We start from the raw sequence: 15,005 nt of genomic DNA on the forward strand, positions 1-15,005 counted from the left end.
CGGGCTCCACCTCAGGAGAACCCCGCATCACCCGCACCAGAAACCCGCTGGCACTCGACACGTATCCTTGTTGGGTAAATCCGCAGCCACCAGGAGAGATCATGCTCGCCCGAATTGACCTGCGCGGTAGCACGCCGACACTCGCCGAGTTGCGTCGTGCGCTGCCCCGCGGGGGTACCGATGTCAATGCCGTCCTCGACACGGTGACACCGGTCGTGCATGCGGTGGCGGAGAACGGCAGCAGCTCTGCGCTCGACTACGGCGAGAAGTTCGACGGTGTCCGACCCGCGTCGGTGCGGGTGCCCGCCCAGGTCATCGCCGACGCTCTCGCCGGGCTCGACCCGCAGGTCGCCGAGGCGCTGCGCGAGTCGATCACCCGCGCGCGCAAGGTCCACGCCGACCAGCGCCGGGAGACCACCCGCACCCAGGTCGTCGACGGCGGCGTCGTCAGCGAGAAGTGGATTCCGGTGCGCCGAGTCGGCCTGTACGTCCCGGGCGGCAATGCCGTCTATCCGTCGTCGGTCATCATGAACGTCGTCCCCGCCCAGGAGGCCGGTGTCGGCTCGCTGGTCGTCGCCTCGCCTCCGCAGAAGGACTTCGGCGGGTGGCCGCACCCGACCATCCTCGCCGCCTGCGCGCTCCTCGGCGTCCACGAGGTGTGGGCGGTCGGCGGTGCCCAGGGCGTGGCCCTGCTCGCCTACGGTGGCGCCGACACGGAATCCGCGGACGAGCCGAATGCCGTTCTCGACCCCGTCGACCTCATCACCGGCCCGGGCAACATCTACGTCACCGCGGCCAAGCGTCTGTGCCGCAGCGTGGTCGGCATCGACTCCGAAGCCGGACCCACCGAGATCGCGATCCTCGCCGACGACTCGGCGGACGCGGGCATCCTCGCCTCCGACCTCATCAGCCAGGCCGAGCACGACGTCCTCGCGGCGTCGGTACTCGTCACCGACAGCACCGAACTCGCCGACGCCGTCGACGAGGCACTCGAGCAGCAGGTCGCGGCCACCAAGCACCGCGAACGCGTGACCACCGCGCTGTCGGGGGAGCAGTCGGGCGTCGTCCTCGTCGACGATCTCGACGCGGGGCTCGCCGTGGTCGACGCCTATGCGGCCGAACACCTCGAGATCCAGACCCAGGACGCGGCCGCGGTCGCCGACCGGGTGCACAACGCGGGCGCGATCTTCGTCGGGCCCTATGCGCCGGTCAGCCTCGGCGACTACTGCGCGGGCTCCAATCACGTTCTGCCCACCTCGGGTTCGGCGCGCTTCGCCTCCGGGTTGTCGGTGCAGACCTTCCTCAAGGGCGTCCACGTCATCGACTACGACGAGGCCGCGCTGCGCGAGGTCGCCGACAAGGTGGTGACCCTCGCCGATGCCGAGGACCTGCCCGGTCACGGTGATGCGGTGAAGCAGCGCTTCGTCGGGAGCGCGGGCCGGTGACGGCCGCCGATCCGGTGACGACAACCCCAGGCAGCTCGATCACCGTCGACGACCTGCCGCTGCGTGAGAACCTTCGTGGCAAGAGTGCTTATGGCGCACCGCAACTCAGGGTTCCGGTGATCCTCAACACCAACGAGAACCCGCACGCGCCGTCGCCGGCACTGATCGACGATGTCGCCGCGTCGGTGCGCGGGGCCGCCGCTGAGTTGCACCGCTATCCCGATCGCGATGCCGTCGCCCTTCGTGCCGACCTCGCCGCCTACCTGACCCGGGCCACCGGTGTGCAGCTCGGCGTCGAGAACCTCTGGGCGGCAAACGGTTCGAACGAAGTTCTGCAGCAACTGCTGCAGGCCTTCGGCGGTCCCGGCCGCAGTGCGCTAGGGTTCGTGCCGTCGTATTCGATGCATCCGATCATCTCCGACGGCACCGACACCACCTGGCTGGTCGCGGCGCGGGCGGGTGACTTCTCGCTCGACACCGACTACGCGGTCGCCGAAGTCGCGAACCGCGAACCGGACGTCGTCTTCGTGACGTCGCCGAACAACCCGACCGGCGGTTCGATCCCGCTCGCGGACCTGCGTCGCATCGTCGAGGCGGCTCCCGGCATCGTGATCGTCGACGAGGCCTACGCCGAGTTCTCGGCGGCACCGAGCGCCGTCGAGCTCATCGACGAGTTCCCGGCCAAGGTCGTCGTCAGCCGGACGATGAGCAAGGCCTTCGCCTTCGCCGGCGGCCGACTCGGCTACCTCGCCGCAGCGCCCGCCGTCGTCGACGCGATCCAGCTGGTGCGGCTCCCGTACCACCTGTCCGTGCTGACCCAGGCCGCCGCGCGAGCCGCATTGCGCCACAGCGACGACACCCTCGCCGGCGTCGCCGCGATCCGGTCCGAACGCGAGCGCGTGGTCGCGACGCTGACCGGCTTCGGGTACCGCGTCATCGACTCCGACGCCAACTTCGTGCTGTTCGGACGGTTCCGGGATGCTGCGGCGTCCTGGCAGCGTTACCTCGACCAGGGCGTCCTCATCCGGGACGTCGGCATCGCCGGTCACCTCCGGGTGACCATCGGTCTCGCGCATGAGAACGAGGCTTTCCTCGACGTCAGCCGCACGCTCGCCACCACAGATCTGGAGAACACTCAGTGAGCACCCCCGCTGCGACCAACCCCGCGCCCCGTGTCGCGAAGGTCGAACGGAGCACCAGGGAGTCGTCGATCTCCGTCGAGTTGAATCTCGACGGCACCGGCGTGACGAACATCTCGACCGGCATCGCGTTCTTCGATCACATGCTCACCGCCTTCGGTCAGCACGGCAGCTTCGATCTCACCGTCGAGGCGAAGGGCGACATCGAGGTCGAGGGCCACCACACCATCGAAGACACCGCGATCGTGCTCGGTCAGGCGCTGGGTCAGGCGCTCGGCGACAAGAAGGGCATCCGTCGCTTCGGCGATTCCTGGATCCCGATGGATGAGACGCTCGCCCAGGCCGTCGTCGACGTGTCGGGCCGCCCGTACTGTGTCCACACCGGCGAGCCCGAGCACATGCTCACCGCCGTGATCGGTGGCTACCCGGGTGTCCCGTACTCGACCGTCATCAACCGGCACGTGTTCGAGTCGATCGCGCTCAACGCTCGCATCGCGCTGCACGTGCGGGTCCTCTACGGTCGCGACCAGCACCACATCACCGAGGCGGAGTTCAAGGCCGTGGCCCGCGCGTTGCGCGCGGCGACCGAGTACGACGCCCGCGTGACCGGTGTGCCGTCGACGAAGGGTGCGCTGTGAGCGTCGCCGACGTCACGATCCTCGACTACGGCTCGGGCAACCTGCGGTCCGCGCAGCGCGCGCTCGAGCGGACCGGGGCACAGGTGACGGTCACCTCCGACTTCGACACGGCCCTGAACGCCACCGGCCTCGTCGTGCCCGGCGTCGGTGCGTTCGCCGCCTGCATGGAGGGTCTGCGCGCGGTCAAGGGCGACCGGATCGTCGGGCGACGATTGGCCGGCGGTCGCCCGGTGCTGGGCATCTGCGTGGGCATGCAGATCCTGTTCGAGCGCGGCGTCGAGTTCGGCGTCGAGGCGGAGGGCTGCGGGGAGTGGCCGGGCAGCGTGACCCAGTTGCCCGCTCCCGTTCTGCCGCACATGGGCTGGAACACGGTCGACGCACCCGAGGGCACCGTGCTCTTCGACGGGCTCGACGCCGACACCCGCTTCTACTTCGTGCATTCCTACGCCGCGCAGACCTGGGAGATGGACAACGAGGGTTCGCCGCTGACCGCGCCCAAGCTGACCTGGGCCGAACATGGTGGACCGTTCCTCGCCGCGGTGGAGAACGGGCCGCTGTCGGCGACCCAGTTCCATCCGGAGAAGTCCGGCGACGCCGGTGCGCACCTGCTGGAGAACTGGGTTCGGGGACTCTCGTGACCGACGGCACGCCGCGCCCGGACGACGCCGGGTACGGCGACGGACCCGTCGGGCGACCGTCCGGGTCCGGACAGGCGAGTGCCTCCTCGACGTCCTCCGGTTTCTCGATCGCCAAGCTCGCCTTCTACGCTCTCGGTGCGGGAGTGCTGGTCCTGATCGTGTCCGTCCCGATCATCGCGCTGTGTGCGCACTGGTCGCCGATCGCCGGACTGGTCGCCGCGCTGGTGGCGGTGGCGGCGATGATCGCCGCGATCGGTACCGTTGCCAACCGCATGGTCGACCGCGCCCGGACAGATCTGATCGCGGCGCGCGACGGTCACCACCCCGCCTGACCCGACCCCGATCACGTCCACCGCCGACTCGCTCGATCAAGAACCGCGCTCGATCCAGAACAGACAGGACAGATTCACCCATGGGTAGCACCCTCGAACTCCTTCCCGCCGTCGACGTCGCCGACGGGCAGGCGGTCCGCCTGGTCCAGGGCGCGGCCGGCACCGAGACGTCGTATGGTTCGCCGCGCGACGCGGCGCTGGCGTGGCAGCGGGACGGTGCGGAGTGGATCCATCTCGTCGACCTCGACGCCGCGTTCGGTCGTGGCGACAATCGCGAGCTGCTGGCCGGGGTGGTCGGTGAACTCGACGTGAAGGTCGAACTGTCCGGCGGCATCCGCGACGACGATTCGTTGGCCGCCGCCCTCGCCACCGGGTGCACGCGCGTGAATCTAGGTACCGCCGCCCTGGAGAACCCGGAGTGGTGTGCCCGCGCGATCGCCGAGCACGGGGACCGCATCGCGGTCGGTCTGGACGTGATCCGAGACGGCAGTTCCTACCGGTTGCGCGGGCGGGGCTGGGTCACCGACGGAGGCGATCTCTGGGAGGTCCTCGAGCGGTTGAATCGCGACGGATGCGCCCGCTATGTGGTCACCGACGTCTCCAAAGACGGCACGCTGCAGGGTCCGAACCTCGATCTCCTCGCTGAGGTCGCCGCGGCCACCGACGCCCCCCTCGTGGCCTCGGGCGGCGTCTCGGCCATCGACGATCTGGTCGCGATCGCCGGTCTCACCGGCCAGGGTGTGGAGGGCGCCATCGTCGGTAAGGCGCTCTATGCGGGTCGATTCACGCTGCCGGAGGCGTTGACCGCGGTCGCCGGGGTCTGATGAGCGCGGCGGACTCCACCCTCGACCTGCCCCGGCTGCTCGACACCGCCGGGTCGATCCTCGACGCCGCCGTCGATCGCTTCGTCGACGGTCAGGGTGCGCCGAGTGCGATCAACAAGGGCGGCACCGACTTCGCCACGCAGGTGGACCTCGACCTCGAGCGCCACATCGGGGCCGAGCTCGCCGACCGGACCCAGATCCCGGTCCACGGCGAGGAATTCGGCGGCGCCGACGTCGTCGACGGTCCGGTGTGGGTGCTCGACCCGATCGACGGCACCTTCAACTACTCCGCGGGGATGCCGCTCACCGGGATCCTGCTCGGTCTGGTGGTCGACGGCGAGGCCACGCTCGGGATGACGTGGCTGCCGCTCGTGGGACGCCGGTACGCCGCACACGCCGACGGTCCGCTGCTGCTGAACGGCGTAGCCGTCCCGCCGGCCCCCGACATGGAACTCGCCGAGGCGGCCATCGCCTTCGGTCCGTTCGATGCCCGCGGCGGTGGCCGCTACCCGGGAGCGCGGCGGGCCGACCTCCTGCGCGAACTCAGCACGCGCGCCGCCCGGATCCGGATGACCGGGTCGACGGGTGTGGACATGGCGTTCACCGCGGCCGGCGTGTTCGGCGGGGCGATCGCCTTCGGCCGGCACCCCTGGGACAACGCGGCGGGAGCGGCGCTGGTCCGAGCCGCCGGAGGTGTGGCGACCGACATCGCCGGCCGTCCGTGGACCGTGGCGTCGCCGTCGCTGGTCGCCGGCACCCCGACCGTGCACGCCGGTCTGATGCGTGTCATCGGCGGGACAATCCCGGAATGGACGGCAGACGTCATCACCCCAGAATCCACCACTTCGAAGGAGACCCGACGATGACGCTGGCGACCCGGGTCATCCCGTGCCTCGACGTCGACGACGGCCGCGTGGTCAAGGGCGTCAACTTCGCCAATCTGCGCGACGCCGGCGACCCGGTCGAACTGGCGGAGCGTTATGACCGCGAAGGTGCGGACGAACTGACCTTCCTCGACGTGACCGCGTCGAGTTCCGGGCGTTCGACGATGATCGACGTGGTCAAGCGCACCGCCGATCAGGTGTTCATCCCGCTCACCGTCGGCGGGGGCATCCGGACCGTCGACGATGTCGACACCATGTTGCGCGCCGGGGCCGACAAGGTCAGCGTCAACACCGCGGCCATCGCCCGGCCGGAGGTGCTCGCCGAGATGAGCCGGCGCTTCGGTTCGCAGTGCATCGTGCTGTCCGTCGACGCGCGGACCGTTCCCGACGGTGCGGAGCCCACGCCGTCGGGCTGGGAGGTCACCACCCACGGCGGCCGCACGGGCACCGGGATCGACGCGGTCGAATGGGCGGTCCGCGGCCAGGACCTCGGTGTCGGCGAGATCCTGCTCAACTCGATGGACGCCGACGGCACCAAACAGGGCTTCGACCTGCGCATGCTGACGGCCGTACGCGCCGCGGTGTCGGTGCCGGTCATCGCCAGCGGCGGCGCCGGCCGCATCGACGATTTCGCGCCGGCGGTCCAGGCGGGCGCCGACGCCGTTCTCGCGGCCTCGGTCTTCCACTTCGGCGAACTCACCGTCGCCGAGGTGAAGACGGCCATGCGCGACGCCGGGATCACCGTCCGATGACACGCCGCGTCCCCTCCCGCACCGACCCGGAAGGTCGCTGATGGCACTCGATCCCGATCTCGCCGCACGCCTCAAACGCAACGCCGACGGCCTGTTCACCGCGGTGGCGCAGGAACGCAGCACCGGGACGGTGCTGATGGTCGCCTGGATGGACGACGTCGCGCTCGAGCGCACGCTCGCCACCCGGAAGGGGACCTACTACTCGCGGTCACGCCAGGAGTACTGGGTGAAGGGGGAGACGAGCGGGCACACGCAGTATGTGCACGACGCCCGCATCGACTGCGACGGCGACACCGTGCTGCTGATCGTCGACCAGGTGGGCGCGGCCTGCCACACCGGCAACCACAGCTGTTTCGACACCGAGTCGCTGACGTTCGGGATCGATGCGGCGCCGGGTTCCGGGGCCGAATCCGGGGCGGGCTCGACGGACCCAGCACAATAGACCCCCGAGACACGAGTCCCGGGTGCGAACTCCGGGGCACGCCACAGCTCGAGACCTTCGAAAGGCGGTGCGTCCATGCCCCTCATCCAGATCTCGCAGACGCCGGGACTGTCGGATCGCGTCAAGCGCGAGACGATTGCCGCGGTCACCGAGGCCTATGCCAAGGCAACCGGCAAGAACCCCGACTCGGTCTGGGTGACGATCACCGAGGTTCCGCGTAATCAGTGGGGCGTCGGCGGCGAGCCGCTCGGATGACCGCCACCACCGGCGGGGCCGCCGACACCACGACTCTCGCCGAGTTCCTGGACCTCGCGCGCGATCACCGCGTCGTACCGGTGACGCGTAAGGTCCTCGCCGACTCCGAGACGCCGCTGTCGGCCTATCGCAAACTCGCGGGCGACCGTCCGGGGACCTTCCTGCTGGAGTCCGCCGAGAACGGGCGGTCCTGGTCCCGATGGTCGTTCATCGGCGCGGGCGCACCGTCGGCCCTGACCGTCGTCGACGGACAGGCGCACTGGTGGGGGTCGGTGCCCGTCGGCGCACCCGAGGGCGGCGACGCGCTCGAGGTCCTCGCGGAGTCATTGCGCCTCCTGCAAACCGACCCGCTCCCCGGGATGCCGCCGCTGACCGGCGGATTCGTCGGCTTCATGGCCTACGACATGGTCCGCCGGCTCGAGCGTCTGCCCGAGACCACGGTCGACGATCTGGGCCTCCCGGACATGATGATGGTGCTGGCCACCGACCTCGCCGCGGTCGACCATCACGAGGGCACGATCACGCTCATCGCCAACGCGGTCAACTGGGACGGCTCCGACGAGCGGGTCGAGGACGCCTACGCCGACGCACTCGACCGGCTGGACCGGATGACCGAAGCGCTCGCCGCACCCGCGCCGTCGACGGTGTCGACCTTCGACCGCCCGCGGCCCGAGTTCGCCGCGCAGCGATCGCTCGCGGAGTACAGCGAGATCGTCACCGATCTCGTCGGCGAGATCGAGGCCGGCGAGGCCTTCCAGGTCGTGCCGTCGATGCGCTTCGAGATGGACTCCGACGCCGACCCGCTCGACGTCTATCGCGTGCTGCGCGCGTCCAATCCGAGTCCGTACATGTACCTGCTGCGGATGCCCGGCACCGAGGAGCACAGCGACACCGGCTCGCCCGACGCGATCGCGCGCAAGTCGTTCACCATCGTCGGCAGCAGCCCCGAGGCACTGGTCACCGTGGCCGACGGGGTGGCGACCACGCACCCGATCGCGGGCACCCGCTGGCGCGGCGCGACCGAGGAGGAAGACCAACTGCTCGGCAAGGGCCTGATCGAGGACGAGAAGGAGAACGCCGAGCACCTGATGCTGGTGGACCTCGGGCGCAACGACCTCGGACGTGTCTGCGTACCCGGCACGGTCAAGGTCAGCGACTATCGGCACATCGAGCGCTACAGCCACGTCATGCATCTCGTCTCGACCGTGTCGGGGACCCTCCGCGACGACAAGCATGCCCTCGACGCCGTGACGGCGTGCTTCCCGGCCGGAACCCTGACCGGCGCACCGAAGGTGCGGGCGATGGAACTCATCGACGAACACGAGATGACCCGCCGCGGGCTCTACGGCGGGATCGTCGGCTACCTCGACTTCGCCGGCAACGCCGACACCGCCATCGCCATCCGCACCGCGCTGCTCGCGCGCGGCAAGGCGTTCGTCCAGGCCGGCGGTGGTGTGGTGGCCGACAGCGAGCCCGAGTACGAGTACAACGAGGCGCGTAACAAGGCCACCGCGGTGCTCAACGCGGTCGCGGCCGCCGCGACGATGCGACGGGTGGGTGAGAACTCATGACCTCTGACGAATCCGGAGCCGCGGCGAGTTCTGACGCCGAGGCCATCCACCGCAAGTCCGTCCGGCGCCGACAGGTCGTCGCGGCACTGCTGATGGCGGCAGCCGCAGCGGCCTTCTGGGGTGCCAGCCGGCTCACCTGGGCCACCGTCTCCGCCGAGGACGGGTTGTCCCCACAGCGGGCGTTCGAGGTCAGCGGCGCGGACTGGAGCCCGTGGCTGACCCCGCTCGCGCTGGTCTACCTGGCGGGTATCGCCGCCGCGTTGTCGGTCCGCGGCTGGGCGCTGCGCGTCGTGGCGATCCTGGTCGCCGTCGGCGGGGTCCTGGCCGCGTTCCCGGCGATCTCGCTGATCACCGGCGGCACCGACTCGGAGTACGCCGCCGAGGCGGGCAGCATCCCGGATCGCTACATCGTGCTCTTCGTCGACACCAACCCAACCGCCGCGGTGGTCGTGCTCGCCGGCACCCTGAGTGCGGTCGGGGCAGCGGTCATGCTGCTGCGCGTCGCGAAGGGGGCCACCCGATCGTCGAAGTACACCACTCCGGCCGCTCGCCGCGAGGAGATCGAGACCGAGATCTTCGCCGACTACGAGCGTCGCAAGGCCGCGGAGCAGAACGAGGCCGCGGCCGCGGAGCCAGGCGCGGCCCGATCCGATTCGGCGAAGCCCGGAACGAGCGGTCGGGCGGACGACCCCGACCCGGCAGCGGAGCCGACGCCGCCCGGGGCGAACGAACGGATGATGTGGGACGCGCTCGACACCGGCATCGACCCGACCGACCCGAACGACCCCGAGCGCCGCTGAACCATATGCGGATGACAGGGTCGGCGATCGCAGGGCCCGGTCGCAGACTCCGACGATGGACGCATCAGCGCGATGAGGTCACAGATCGGCCAACCCGGACGCAACCGGCCCGAACGGCCCGTCTACCCTGAGAGCACACATCGAGGGAGAAGGGAGCAAGTCGCTGTGAGCGTGCCCAACGTTCTCGAATCGATCATCGAGGGAGTGAAAGCCGACGTCGCGGCACGTGAGGCCGTCGTCGACTTCGCCTCGGTCAAAGCGGCCTCCGCCAAGGCTCCCGCCCCCAAGGACGCGCTGGCCGCCCTGCGTCAGCCCGGAATCGGTGTCATCGCCGAGGTCAAGCGCGCCAGTCCGTCGAAAGGCGAACTCGCCAGTATCGGGGACCCCGCCGAACTCGCCCGCGCATACGAAGACGGCGGAGCGCGCATCATCAGCGTGCTCACCGAGGAACGCCGGTTCCGCGGCTCGCTCGCCGACCTCGACGCCGTCCGCGCCGCGGTCGACATCCCGGTGTTGCGCAAGGACTTCATCGTCGGCACCTACCAGATCCACGAGGCCCGCGCCCATGGCGCCGACGTCATCCTGTTGATCGTCGCCGCCCTCGAGCAGAACGTGCTCGCCTCACTCCTCGATCGCACCGAGAGCCTGGGCATGACCGCGCTCGTCGAAGTGCACACCGAGGAGGAGGCCAGCCGCGCCCTCGAAGCCGGCGCCTCGGTCGTCGGCGTGAACGCACGCAATCTCAAGACCCTGCAGGTCGAGCGCGACACCTTCTCGCGCATCGCACCCGGTCTGCCCACGGAGACCATCCGCATCGCCGAGTCGGGTGTGCGCGGCACCGCCGATCTGCTGGCCTACGCCGGTGCCGGCGCCGACGCGGTACTCGTCGGCGAAGGTCTCGTCACGAGTGGCGACCCGCGTGCTGCGGTCCGTGAACTCGTCACCGCGGGCACGCACCCGTCGTGCCCGAAACCTGTTCGCTGACAACGCGTCCGGGCCGGCATCGGTCCGCGTGAGCCTGTCGGCCCGATCGTCTGTGAGTTGAAGTGACCGCTCATCCTGATTCCGTCCGCACCGACGCCGCCGAGGCGACTCCGCTGCCCACCGCGAGCGTCGGGCTCACCACTCGTACCTCGATCGAGCCCGACGAGCACGGGCACTTCGGTGTCTACGGCGGGCGCCATGTGCCCGAGGCGCTGATGGCCGTCATCGACGAGGTCACCACGACCTTCCAGAAGGTCCGCGCCGACGACGACTTCCTCGCCGAACTCGACCGCCTGCAGCGCGACTACGCCGGCCGCCCGTCTCCGCTGTACGAGGCGAAGCGCCTGTCCGAGCACGCCGGCGGGGCGCGCATCTTCCTCAAGCGCGAAGACCTCAATCACACGGGCTCGCACAAGATCAACAACGTTCTCGGGCAGGCGCTCCTGGCCCAGCGGATGGGCAAGCACCGCGTCATCGCCGAGACCGGCGCCGGTCAGCACGGGGTCGCCACCGCGACCGCGTGCGCGCTCCTCGGTCTCGAGTGCGTGATCTACATGGGCCGGGTCGACACGGATCGCCAGGCGCTCAACGTCGCCCGCATGCGACTCCTCGGCGCCGAGGTGATCGCGGTCGACAACGGTTCGGCGACGCTGAAGGACGCGATCAACGAGGCCATGCGCGACTGGGTCACCAACGCGCACAACACGTATTACTGCTTCGGCACCGCTGCCGGGCCGCATCCGTTCCCGGTCATGGTCCGCGATCTGCAGCGCGTCGTGGGGCTCGAGGCGCGCGTCCAGATCCTGGAGAAGGCGGGACGCCTGCCCGACGCGGTGACCGCCTGCGTCGGCGGCGGTTCGAACGCGATCGGCATCTTCCACCCGTTCATCGACGATGAAGGCGTCCGGCTCGTCGGCTTCGAGGCCGCCGGCGACGGCGTCGAGACCGGCCGCCACGCCGCGACTTTCACCGGTGGGACACCCGGAGCATTCCAGGGCGCGTACTCCTACCTGCTTCAGGACGACGACGGTCAGACCATCGAATCCCATTCGATCTCGGCCGGCCTGGACTACCCGGGGGTCGGACCCGAGCACGCCTATCTCAAGGACACCGGCCGAGCTGAGTACCGGCCGATCACCGACACCGAAGCCATGGATGCACTCGCGCTGCTCAGTCGCCGCGAGGGCATCATCCCCGCCGTCGAGTCGGCCCATGCGGTGGCCGGCGCCCTGAAGCTCGGGCAGGAACTGGGGGAGGGCGCGATCATCGTCGTCAGTCTCTCCGGTCGCGGCGACAAGGACGTGGACACCGCCGCACGCTGGTTCGGGCTGTTCGACGCCCCGCCGTCCCAGGACGAGGCCACCCTGTCGGAATCGTCGGACGTCCAGAAACCCGGAGAGCAGGCATGAGCACACAGTCGATCCCGTCGAAGCTCGGCCCCGTGTTCGCCCGCTGCCGGGACGAGGGCCGCAGTGCGCTGATCGGTTACCTCCCCGTCGGTTTCCCGACCGTCGACGAGTCGCTGACCTCGTTCCGGACGATGGTCGACGCCGGATGCGACATCATCGAGGTCGGCGTGCCGTACTCCGACCCGGTGATGGACGGCCCGACCATCCAGGACGCCGCCGACCAGGCACTCACCAACGGGGTGCGCATCCGTGACGTGTTCACCGCCGTCGAGGCCATCACCTCCGCCGGCGGCAACGCCGTGGTCATGAGCTACTGGAACCCTGTTCTCAAGTACGGCGTCGAGAACTTCGCCCGCGATCTGGCGGCGGCCGGCGGTGCCGGACTCATCACCCCGAACCTGATCCCCGAAGAGGGCGCGGAGTGGCACGAGGCGGCGGACCGGCACGGGCTCGACCGCATCTACCTCGTCGCTCCGTCGTCGACGACCGAGCGGATCGCGCTCACTGTCGATGCGTCCCGGGGGTTTGTCTACGCGGCATCCACGATGGGTGTCACCGGTGCGCGAGATGCCGTGTCGGACATGGCTCCCGAGCTGTGCGCGCGGGTTCGCGAGTACTCCGACATCCCGATCGGCGTCGGGCTCGGCGTTCGCAACCGCGAGCAGGCGGCCCAGATCGCCTCGTACGCAGATGGAGTCATCGTGGGTTCGGCGCTGGTGACCGCCGCGAACGCGGGCCAGGACCGGTTGGCCTCGCTCGTCTCCGAACTGGCCGAAGGGGTCCGCTCGCGTCGGGCGTCTGTCTGAACCGAATGCGCCCTCGTGATCGACGCGGCGGGTCCCGGTCGACCGGTCGAACGTCCCATCCGGTCGGCTAGGGTGACAGCGTGATCGCGCCGACCTCGACGATGCTCGCCTACCTCCCGAGTCCGCCTCAGGGCGTGTGGGAGATCGGACCCTTCCCGCTGCGCGCGTATGCGTTGTGCATCATCGTCGGCATCATCGTCGCGGTCTGGTGGGCCAACCGCCGATGGATGGCCCGCGGTGGCCAGGACGGCGAGGTTCTCGACGTCGCGATCTGGGCGGTCCCATTCGGCCTCATCGGTGGCCGGCTCTACCATCTCATCACCGACTGGAAGACGTACTTCGGTGCCGATGCGCTGAAGGAACCGATCGACGCACTGAAGATCTGGGACGGCGGACTCGGTATCTGGGGCGCGGTCGCGCTCGGTGCGGTGGGTGCGTGGATCGGCGCCCGCCGCCGGGGCATCCGACTACCGGCCTTCGGCGACGCCATCGCGCCGCCGATCCTGTTGGCACAGGCGATCGGTCGACTCGGCAACTACTTCAACCAGGAGCTCTACGGACGCGAGACCACACTCCCGTGGGGCCTGGAGATCTACGAACGTGAGAACGCCGCCGGGTACTCCGACCCCGGACTGATCGACGGCGTGTCCAACGGCGTCGTGGTCGCGGTGGTCCATCCGACCTTCCTCTACGAGCTGCTGTGGAACGTGCTCATCGTCGTGCTCCTGGTGGTCGTCGACCGGTACTTCCGCATCGGGCACGGCCGGCTGTTCGCGCTGTACGTCGCGGGCTACTGCCTGGGCCGGTTCTTCATCGAGTTGCTGCGCGACGACCGCGCGGCCGTCGCCAACGACATCGCGGGCATCCGACCGAACCTCTTCACCGCGGCGCTGGTGTTCCTCGCGGCCGTCGTCTATTTCGTGGTCGCGCCCAAGGGACGCGAACAGGGACTGGAGATGTATCACGACGACCGTGCCGCGGAACTCGCGGAGCAGGGTGTCGCCGGGTATGTCGACGACTGGTACGACGAGGACATCGAACCGGAGCCGAGTCCGGCCGCCGCCGGGGTGGCGACGGGTGCCGCGGGGTCATCGCTGTTCGATGCCGACGACCAGGGTCGGAAGGCGGGCGCGGCGGGGGAGCCGTCCACCGACGACACCGCCGACACGGATGACCCGGTCGCAGCCGCAGACCCCGTGACCGCGGGCAGCGATGCGGAGCCGGGCGCCGAACCGGACACGGACTCGACGACCGAAGCGGAGCCGGTTGCCGACGGTCCGGTCGAACCAGGCGAGGACACCGTCGAGGCCGGTGGCGAGGAGCCGGTCGCCGAGCCGGCCGACGAAGCGCTCGACGGGGCCGAGTCGGACACCACCACGCACCCCGAGACTCCGACAGACGAAGCGGTCGACCTCGGAGCCGACGAGGAGACGACCTCGGCCACCGAGGCCGGTACCGAGGCCGGTAGCGAGGCCGGAGCGCCCGCCCAGCCGGAGACGGCGACGTCGCCGGCGGACGAACCGGCTGCCGACGAGACCGTGGACTCCGCGGACCCCGAGGCCGACGACGACATGGACGCAGTCGAGAAGTCGGCCGACGAGGACGCCTCGACCACCGACTCGGTTCCCGACGCAGCCCCGGACACCGACGCCGACGCGGTCACCGACACCGCCGATCCCGCTGAGGAGTCGGATACCGACATCCCGACGGACACCCCCACCGACCCCACACCGGGTGCCGGTGCCGGTTCCTCTGACGCAGACAAGTCCTGACGTTCGGTCCTGCCACGAGCTGATCCTCGACTCGGGCTCGGTCGATATCGTGCCGGGTGCCGATGAGTCGCCCCGGTAGTTCGTCGGCAGGGTCACAGCTCCAGGTCGACGACGGCAGCCCGGGTGTTCGGATAGGATCGGATCTCACGGCGCGCGATCCTCCGCCCGGTACCGACCGTTCCAGAGCACGCGAGCGCTCAACGGTTCCGACTCAGCCCGGTACCGATCTCGGCACGGTCATTCGTACGCCGCGCAATGCTCCACGGGCCAGTGCTGTCCCATTGGACACTCAGCAGCGAGCCGGTTCTCGGTTC

Annotated in this window: 16 protein-coding genes and 1 pseudogene; all 17 read left to right on the top strand. The window is 69.8% G+C overall.

The genetic code is table 11. The features are described from left to right. Positions 1-101 precede the first annotated feature (101 nt). The 17 genes and pseudogenes from hisD (at position 102) to ACFVHY_RS13585 (ending at position 14,691) form a co-directional block, all read left to right on the top strand. Entirely contained in the window at positions 102-1,445 is a 1,344-nt protein-coding gene (gene hisD / locus ACFVHY_RS13505; RefSeq protein WP_390272470.1) for a histidinol dehydrogenase, read from the top strand. Beyond that, positions 1,442-2,587 (top strand): histidinol-phosphate transaminase, encoded by a 1,146-nt coding sequence (locus tag ACFVHY_RS13510; protein ID WP_390272473.1) that lies wholly within the window; start codon positions 1,442-1,444, stop codon positions 2,585-2,587. The genes hisD and ACFVHY_RS13510 overlap by 4 nt, the downstream gene beginning before the upstream one ends. Further along, positions 2,584-3,222 carry an imidazoleglycerol-phosphate dehydratase HisB gene (hisB, locus tag ACFVHY_RS13515; protein ID WP_390272475.1) on the top strand — a complete coding sequence of 213 codons (639 nt, stop codon included), beginning with the start codon at positions 2,584-2,586 and terminating at the stop codon, positions 3,220-3,222. The genes ACFVHY_RS13510 and hisB overlap by 4 nt, the downstream gene beginning before the upstream one ends. Next, positions 3,219-3,860 carry an imidazole glycerol phosphate synthase subunit HisH gene (hisH, locus tag ACFVHY_RS13520; RefSeq protein ID WP_068970342.1) on the top strand — a complete coding sequence of 214 codons (642 nt, stop codon included), beginning with the start codon at positions 3,219-3,221 and terminating at the stop codon, positions 3,858-3,860. The genes hisB and hisH overlap by 4 nt, the downstream gene beginning before the upstream one ends. After that, entirely contained in the window at positions 3,857-4,192 is a 336-nt protein-coding gene (locus ACFVHY_RS13525; RefSeq protein WP_390272478.1) for a hypothetical protein, read from the top strand. Before hisH ends, ACFVHY_RS13525 begins: the two co-directional genes overlap by 4 nt. A gap of 80 nt (positions 4,193-4,272) precedes the next feature. Then, complete coding sequence (gene priA / locus ACFVHY_RS13530; protein WP_058251759.1) at positions 4,273-5,016, top strand: bifunctional 1-(5-phosphoribosyl)-5-((5-phosphoribosylamino)methylideneamino)imidazole-4-carboxamide isomerase/phosphoribosylanthranilate isomerase PriA; 744 nt, start codon at positions 4,273-4,275, stop codon at positions 5,014-5,016. Continuing rightward, a complete protein-coding gene (locus ACFVHY_RS13535) occupies positions 5,016-5,882 on the top strand; it encodes an inositol monophosphatase family protein (protein ID WP_390272480.1) in 867 nt (288 codons plus the stop codon). The genes priA and ACFVHY_RS13535 overlap by 1 nt, the downstream gene beginning before the upstream one ends. Then, positions 5,879-6,652 (top strand): imidazole glycerol phosphate synthase subunit HisF, encoded by a 774-nt coding sequence (gene hisF / locus ACFVHY_RS13540; RefSeq protein ID WP_390272483.1) that lies wholly within the window; start codon positions 5,879-5,881, stop codon positions 6,650-6,652. The genes ACFVHY_RS13535 and hisF overlap by 4 nt, the downstream gene beginning before the upstream one ends. A 40-nt stretch (positions 6,653-6,692) precedes the next feature. Further along, on the top strand, positions 6,693-7,094 hold the full coding sequence (hisI, locus tag ACFVHY_RS13545) for a phosphoribosyl-AMP cyclohydrolase (protein WP_390272485.1): 402 nt from the start codon (positions 6,693-6,695) through the stop codon (positions 7,092-7,094). A gap of 75 nt (positions 7,095-7,169) precedes the next feature. Further along, positions 7,170-7,349, top strand: a complete 180-nt coding sequence (locus ACFVHY_RS13550) for a tautomerase family protein (RefSeq protein ID WP_004021167.1) — start codon at positions 7,170-7,172, stop codon at positions 7,347-7,349. Beyond that, positions 7,346-8,920, top strand: coding sequence for an anthranilate synthase component I (locus tag ACFVHY_RS13555; RefSeq protein ID WP_390272488.1), 1,575 nt, complete (start codon positions 7,346-7,348; stop codon positions 8,918-8,920). The genes ACFVHY_RS13550 and ACFVHY_RS13555 overlap by 4 nt, the downstream gene beginning before the upstream one ends. Further along, on the top strand, positions 8,917-9,720 hold the full coding sequence (locus tag ACFVHY_RS13560) for a TIGR02234 family membrane protein (RefSeq protein ID WP_390272491.1): 804 nt from the start codon (positions 8,917-8,919) through the stop codon (positions 9,718-9,720). The genes ACFVHY_RS13555 and ACFVHY_RS13560 overlap by 4 nt, the downstream gene beginning before the upstream one ends. Before the next feature lie 165 nt (positions 9,721-9,885). After that, positions 9,886-10,704, top strand: coding sequence for an indole-3-glycerol phosphate synthase TrpC (gene trpC, locus ACFVHY_RS13565; protein WP_065632347.1), 819 nt, complete (start codon positions 9,886-9,888; stop codon positions 10,702-10,704). Between the two features lie 62 nt (positions 10,705-10,766). Then, a complete protein-coding gene (gene trpB / locus ACFVHY_RS13570; protein ID WP_390272495.1) occupies positions 10,767-12,113 on the top strand; it encodes a tryptophan synthase subunit beta in 1,347 nt (448 codons plus the stop codon). Next, positions 12,110-12,919: a tryptophan synthase subunit alpha gene (trpA, locus tag ACFVHY_RS13575; protein WP_390272498.1), complete on the top strand. Its 810-nt coding sequence runs from the start codon at positions 12,110-12,112 to the stop codon at positions 12,917-12,919. Before trpB ends, trpA begins: the two co-directional genes overlap by 4 nt. 101 nt (positions 12,920-13,020) lie before the next feature. Next, positions 13,021-13,782 (top strand): annotated as a pseudogene (lgt, locus tag ACFVHY_RS13580) (prolipoprotein diacylglyceryl transferase); the annotation flags it as partial. A gap of 333 nt (positions 13,783-14,115) precedes the next feature. Further along, on the top strand, positions 14,116-14,691 hold the full coding sequence (locus ACFVHY_RS13585; RefSeq protein ID WP_390272500.1) for a hypothetical protein: 576 nt from the start codon (positions 14,116-14,118) through the stop codon (positions 14,689-14,691). Positions 14,692-15,005 lie beyond the last annotated feature (314 nt).

This window comes from Gordonia sp. NPDC127522 (assembly GCF_042672305.1).
GTDB lineage: Bacteria > Actinomycetota > Actinomycetes > Mycobacteriales > Mycobacteriaceae > Gordonia > Gordonia hongkongensis.

What these genes read in the sequence shown, in the direction of transcription:
- hisD (WP_390272470.1), top strand. Translation starts at nt 102, where the DNA reads ATGCTCGCCCGAATTGACCTGCGCGGTAGCACGCCGACACTCGCCGAG.
- priA (WP_058251759.1), top strand. Translation starts at nt 4,273, where the DNA reads ATGGGTAGCACCCTCGAACTCCTTCCCGCCGTCGACGTCGCCGACGGG.
- ACFVHY_RS13535 (WP_390272480.1), top strand. Translation starts at nt 5,016, where the DNA reads ATGAGCGCGGCGGACTCCACCCTCGACCTGCCCCGGCTGCTCGACACC.
- hisF (WP_390272483.1), top strand. Translation starts at nt 5,879, where the DNA reads ATGACGCTGGCGACCCGGGTCATCCCGTGCCTCGACGTCGACGACGGC.
- hisI (WP_390272485.1), top strand. Translation starts at nt 6,693, where the DNA reads ATGGCACTCGATCCCGATCTCGCCGCACGCCTCAAACGCAACGCCGAC.
- ACFVHY_RS13550 (WP_004021167.1), top strand. Translation starts at nt 7,170, where the DNA reads ATGCCCCTCATCCAGATCTCGCAGACGCCGGGACTGTCGGATCGCGTC.
- ACFVHY_RS13555 (WP_390272488.1), top strand. Translation starts at nt 7,346, where the DNA reads ATGACCGCCACCACCGGCGGGGCCGCCGACACCACGACTCTCGCCGAG.
- ACFVHY_RS13560 (WP_390272491.1), top strand. Translation starts at nt 8,917, where the DNA reads ATGACCTCTGACGAATCCGGAGCCGCGGCGAGTTCTGACGCCGAGGCC.
- trpA (WP_390272498.1), top strand. Translation starts at nt 12,110, where the DNA reads ATGAGCACACAGTCGATCCCGTCGAAGCTCGGCCCCGTGTTCGCCCGC.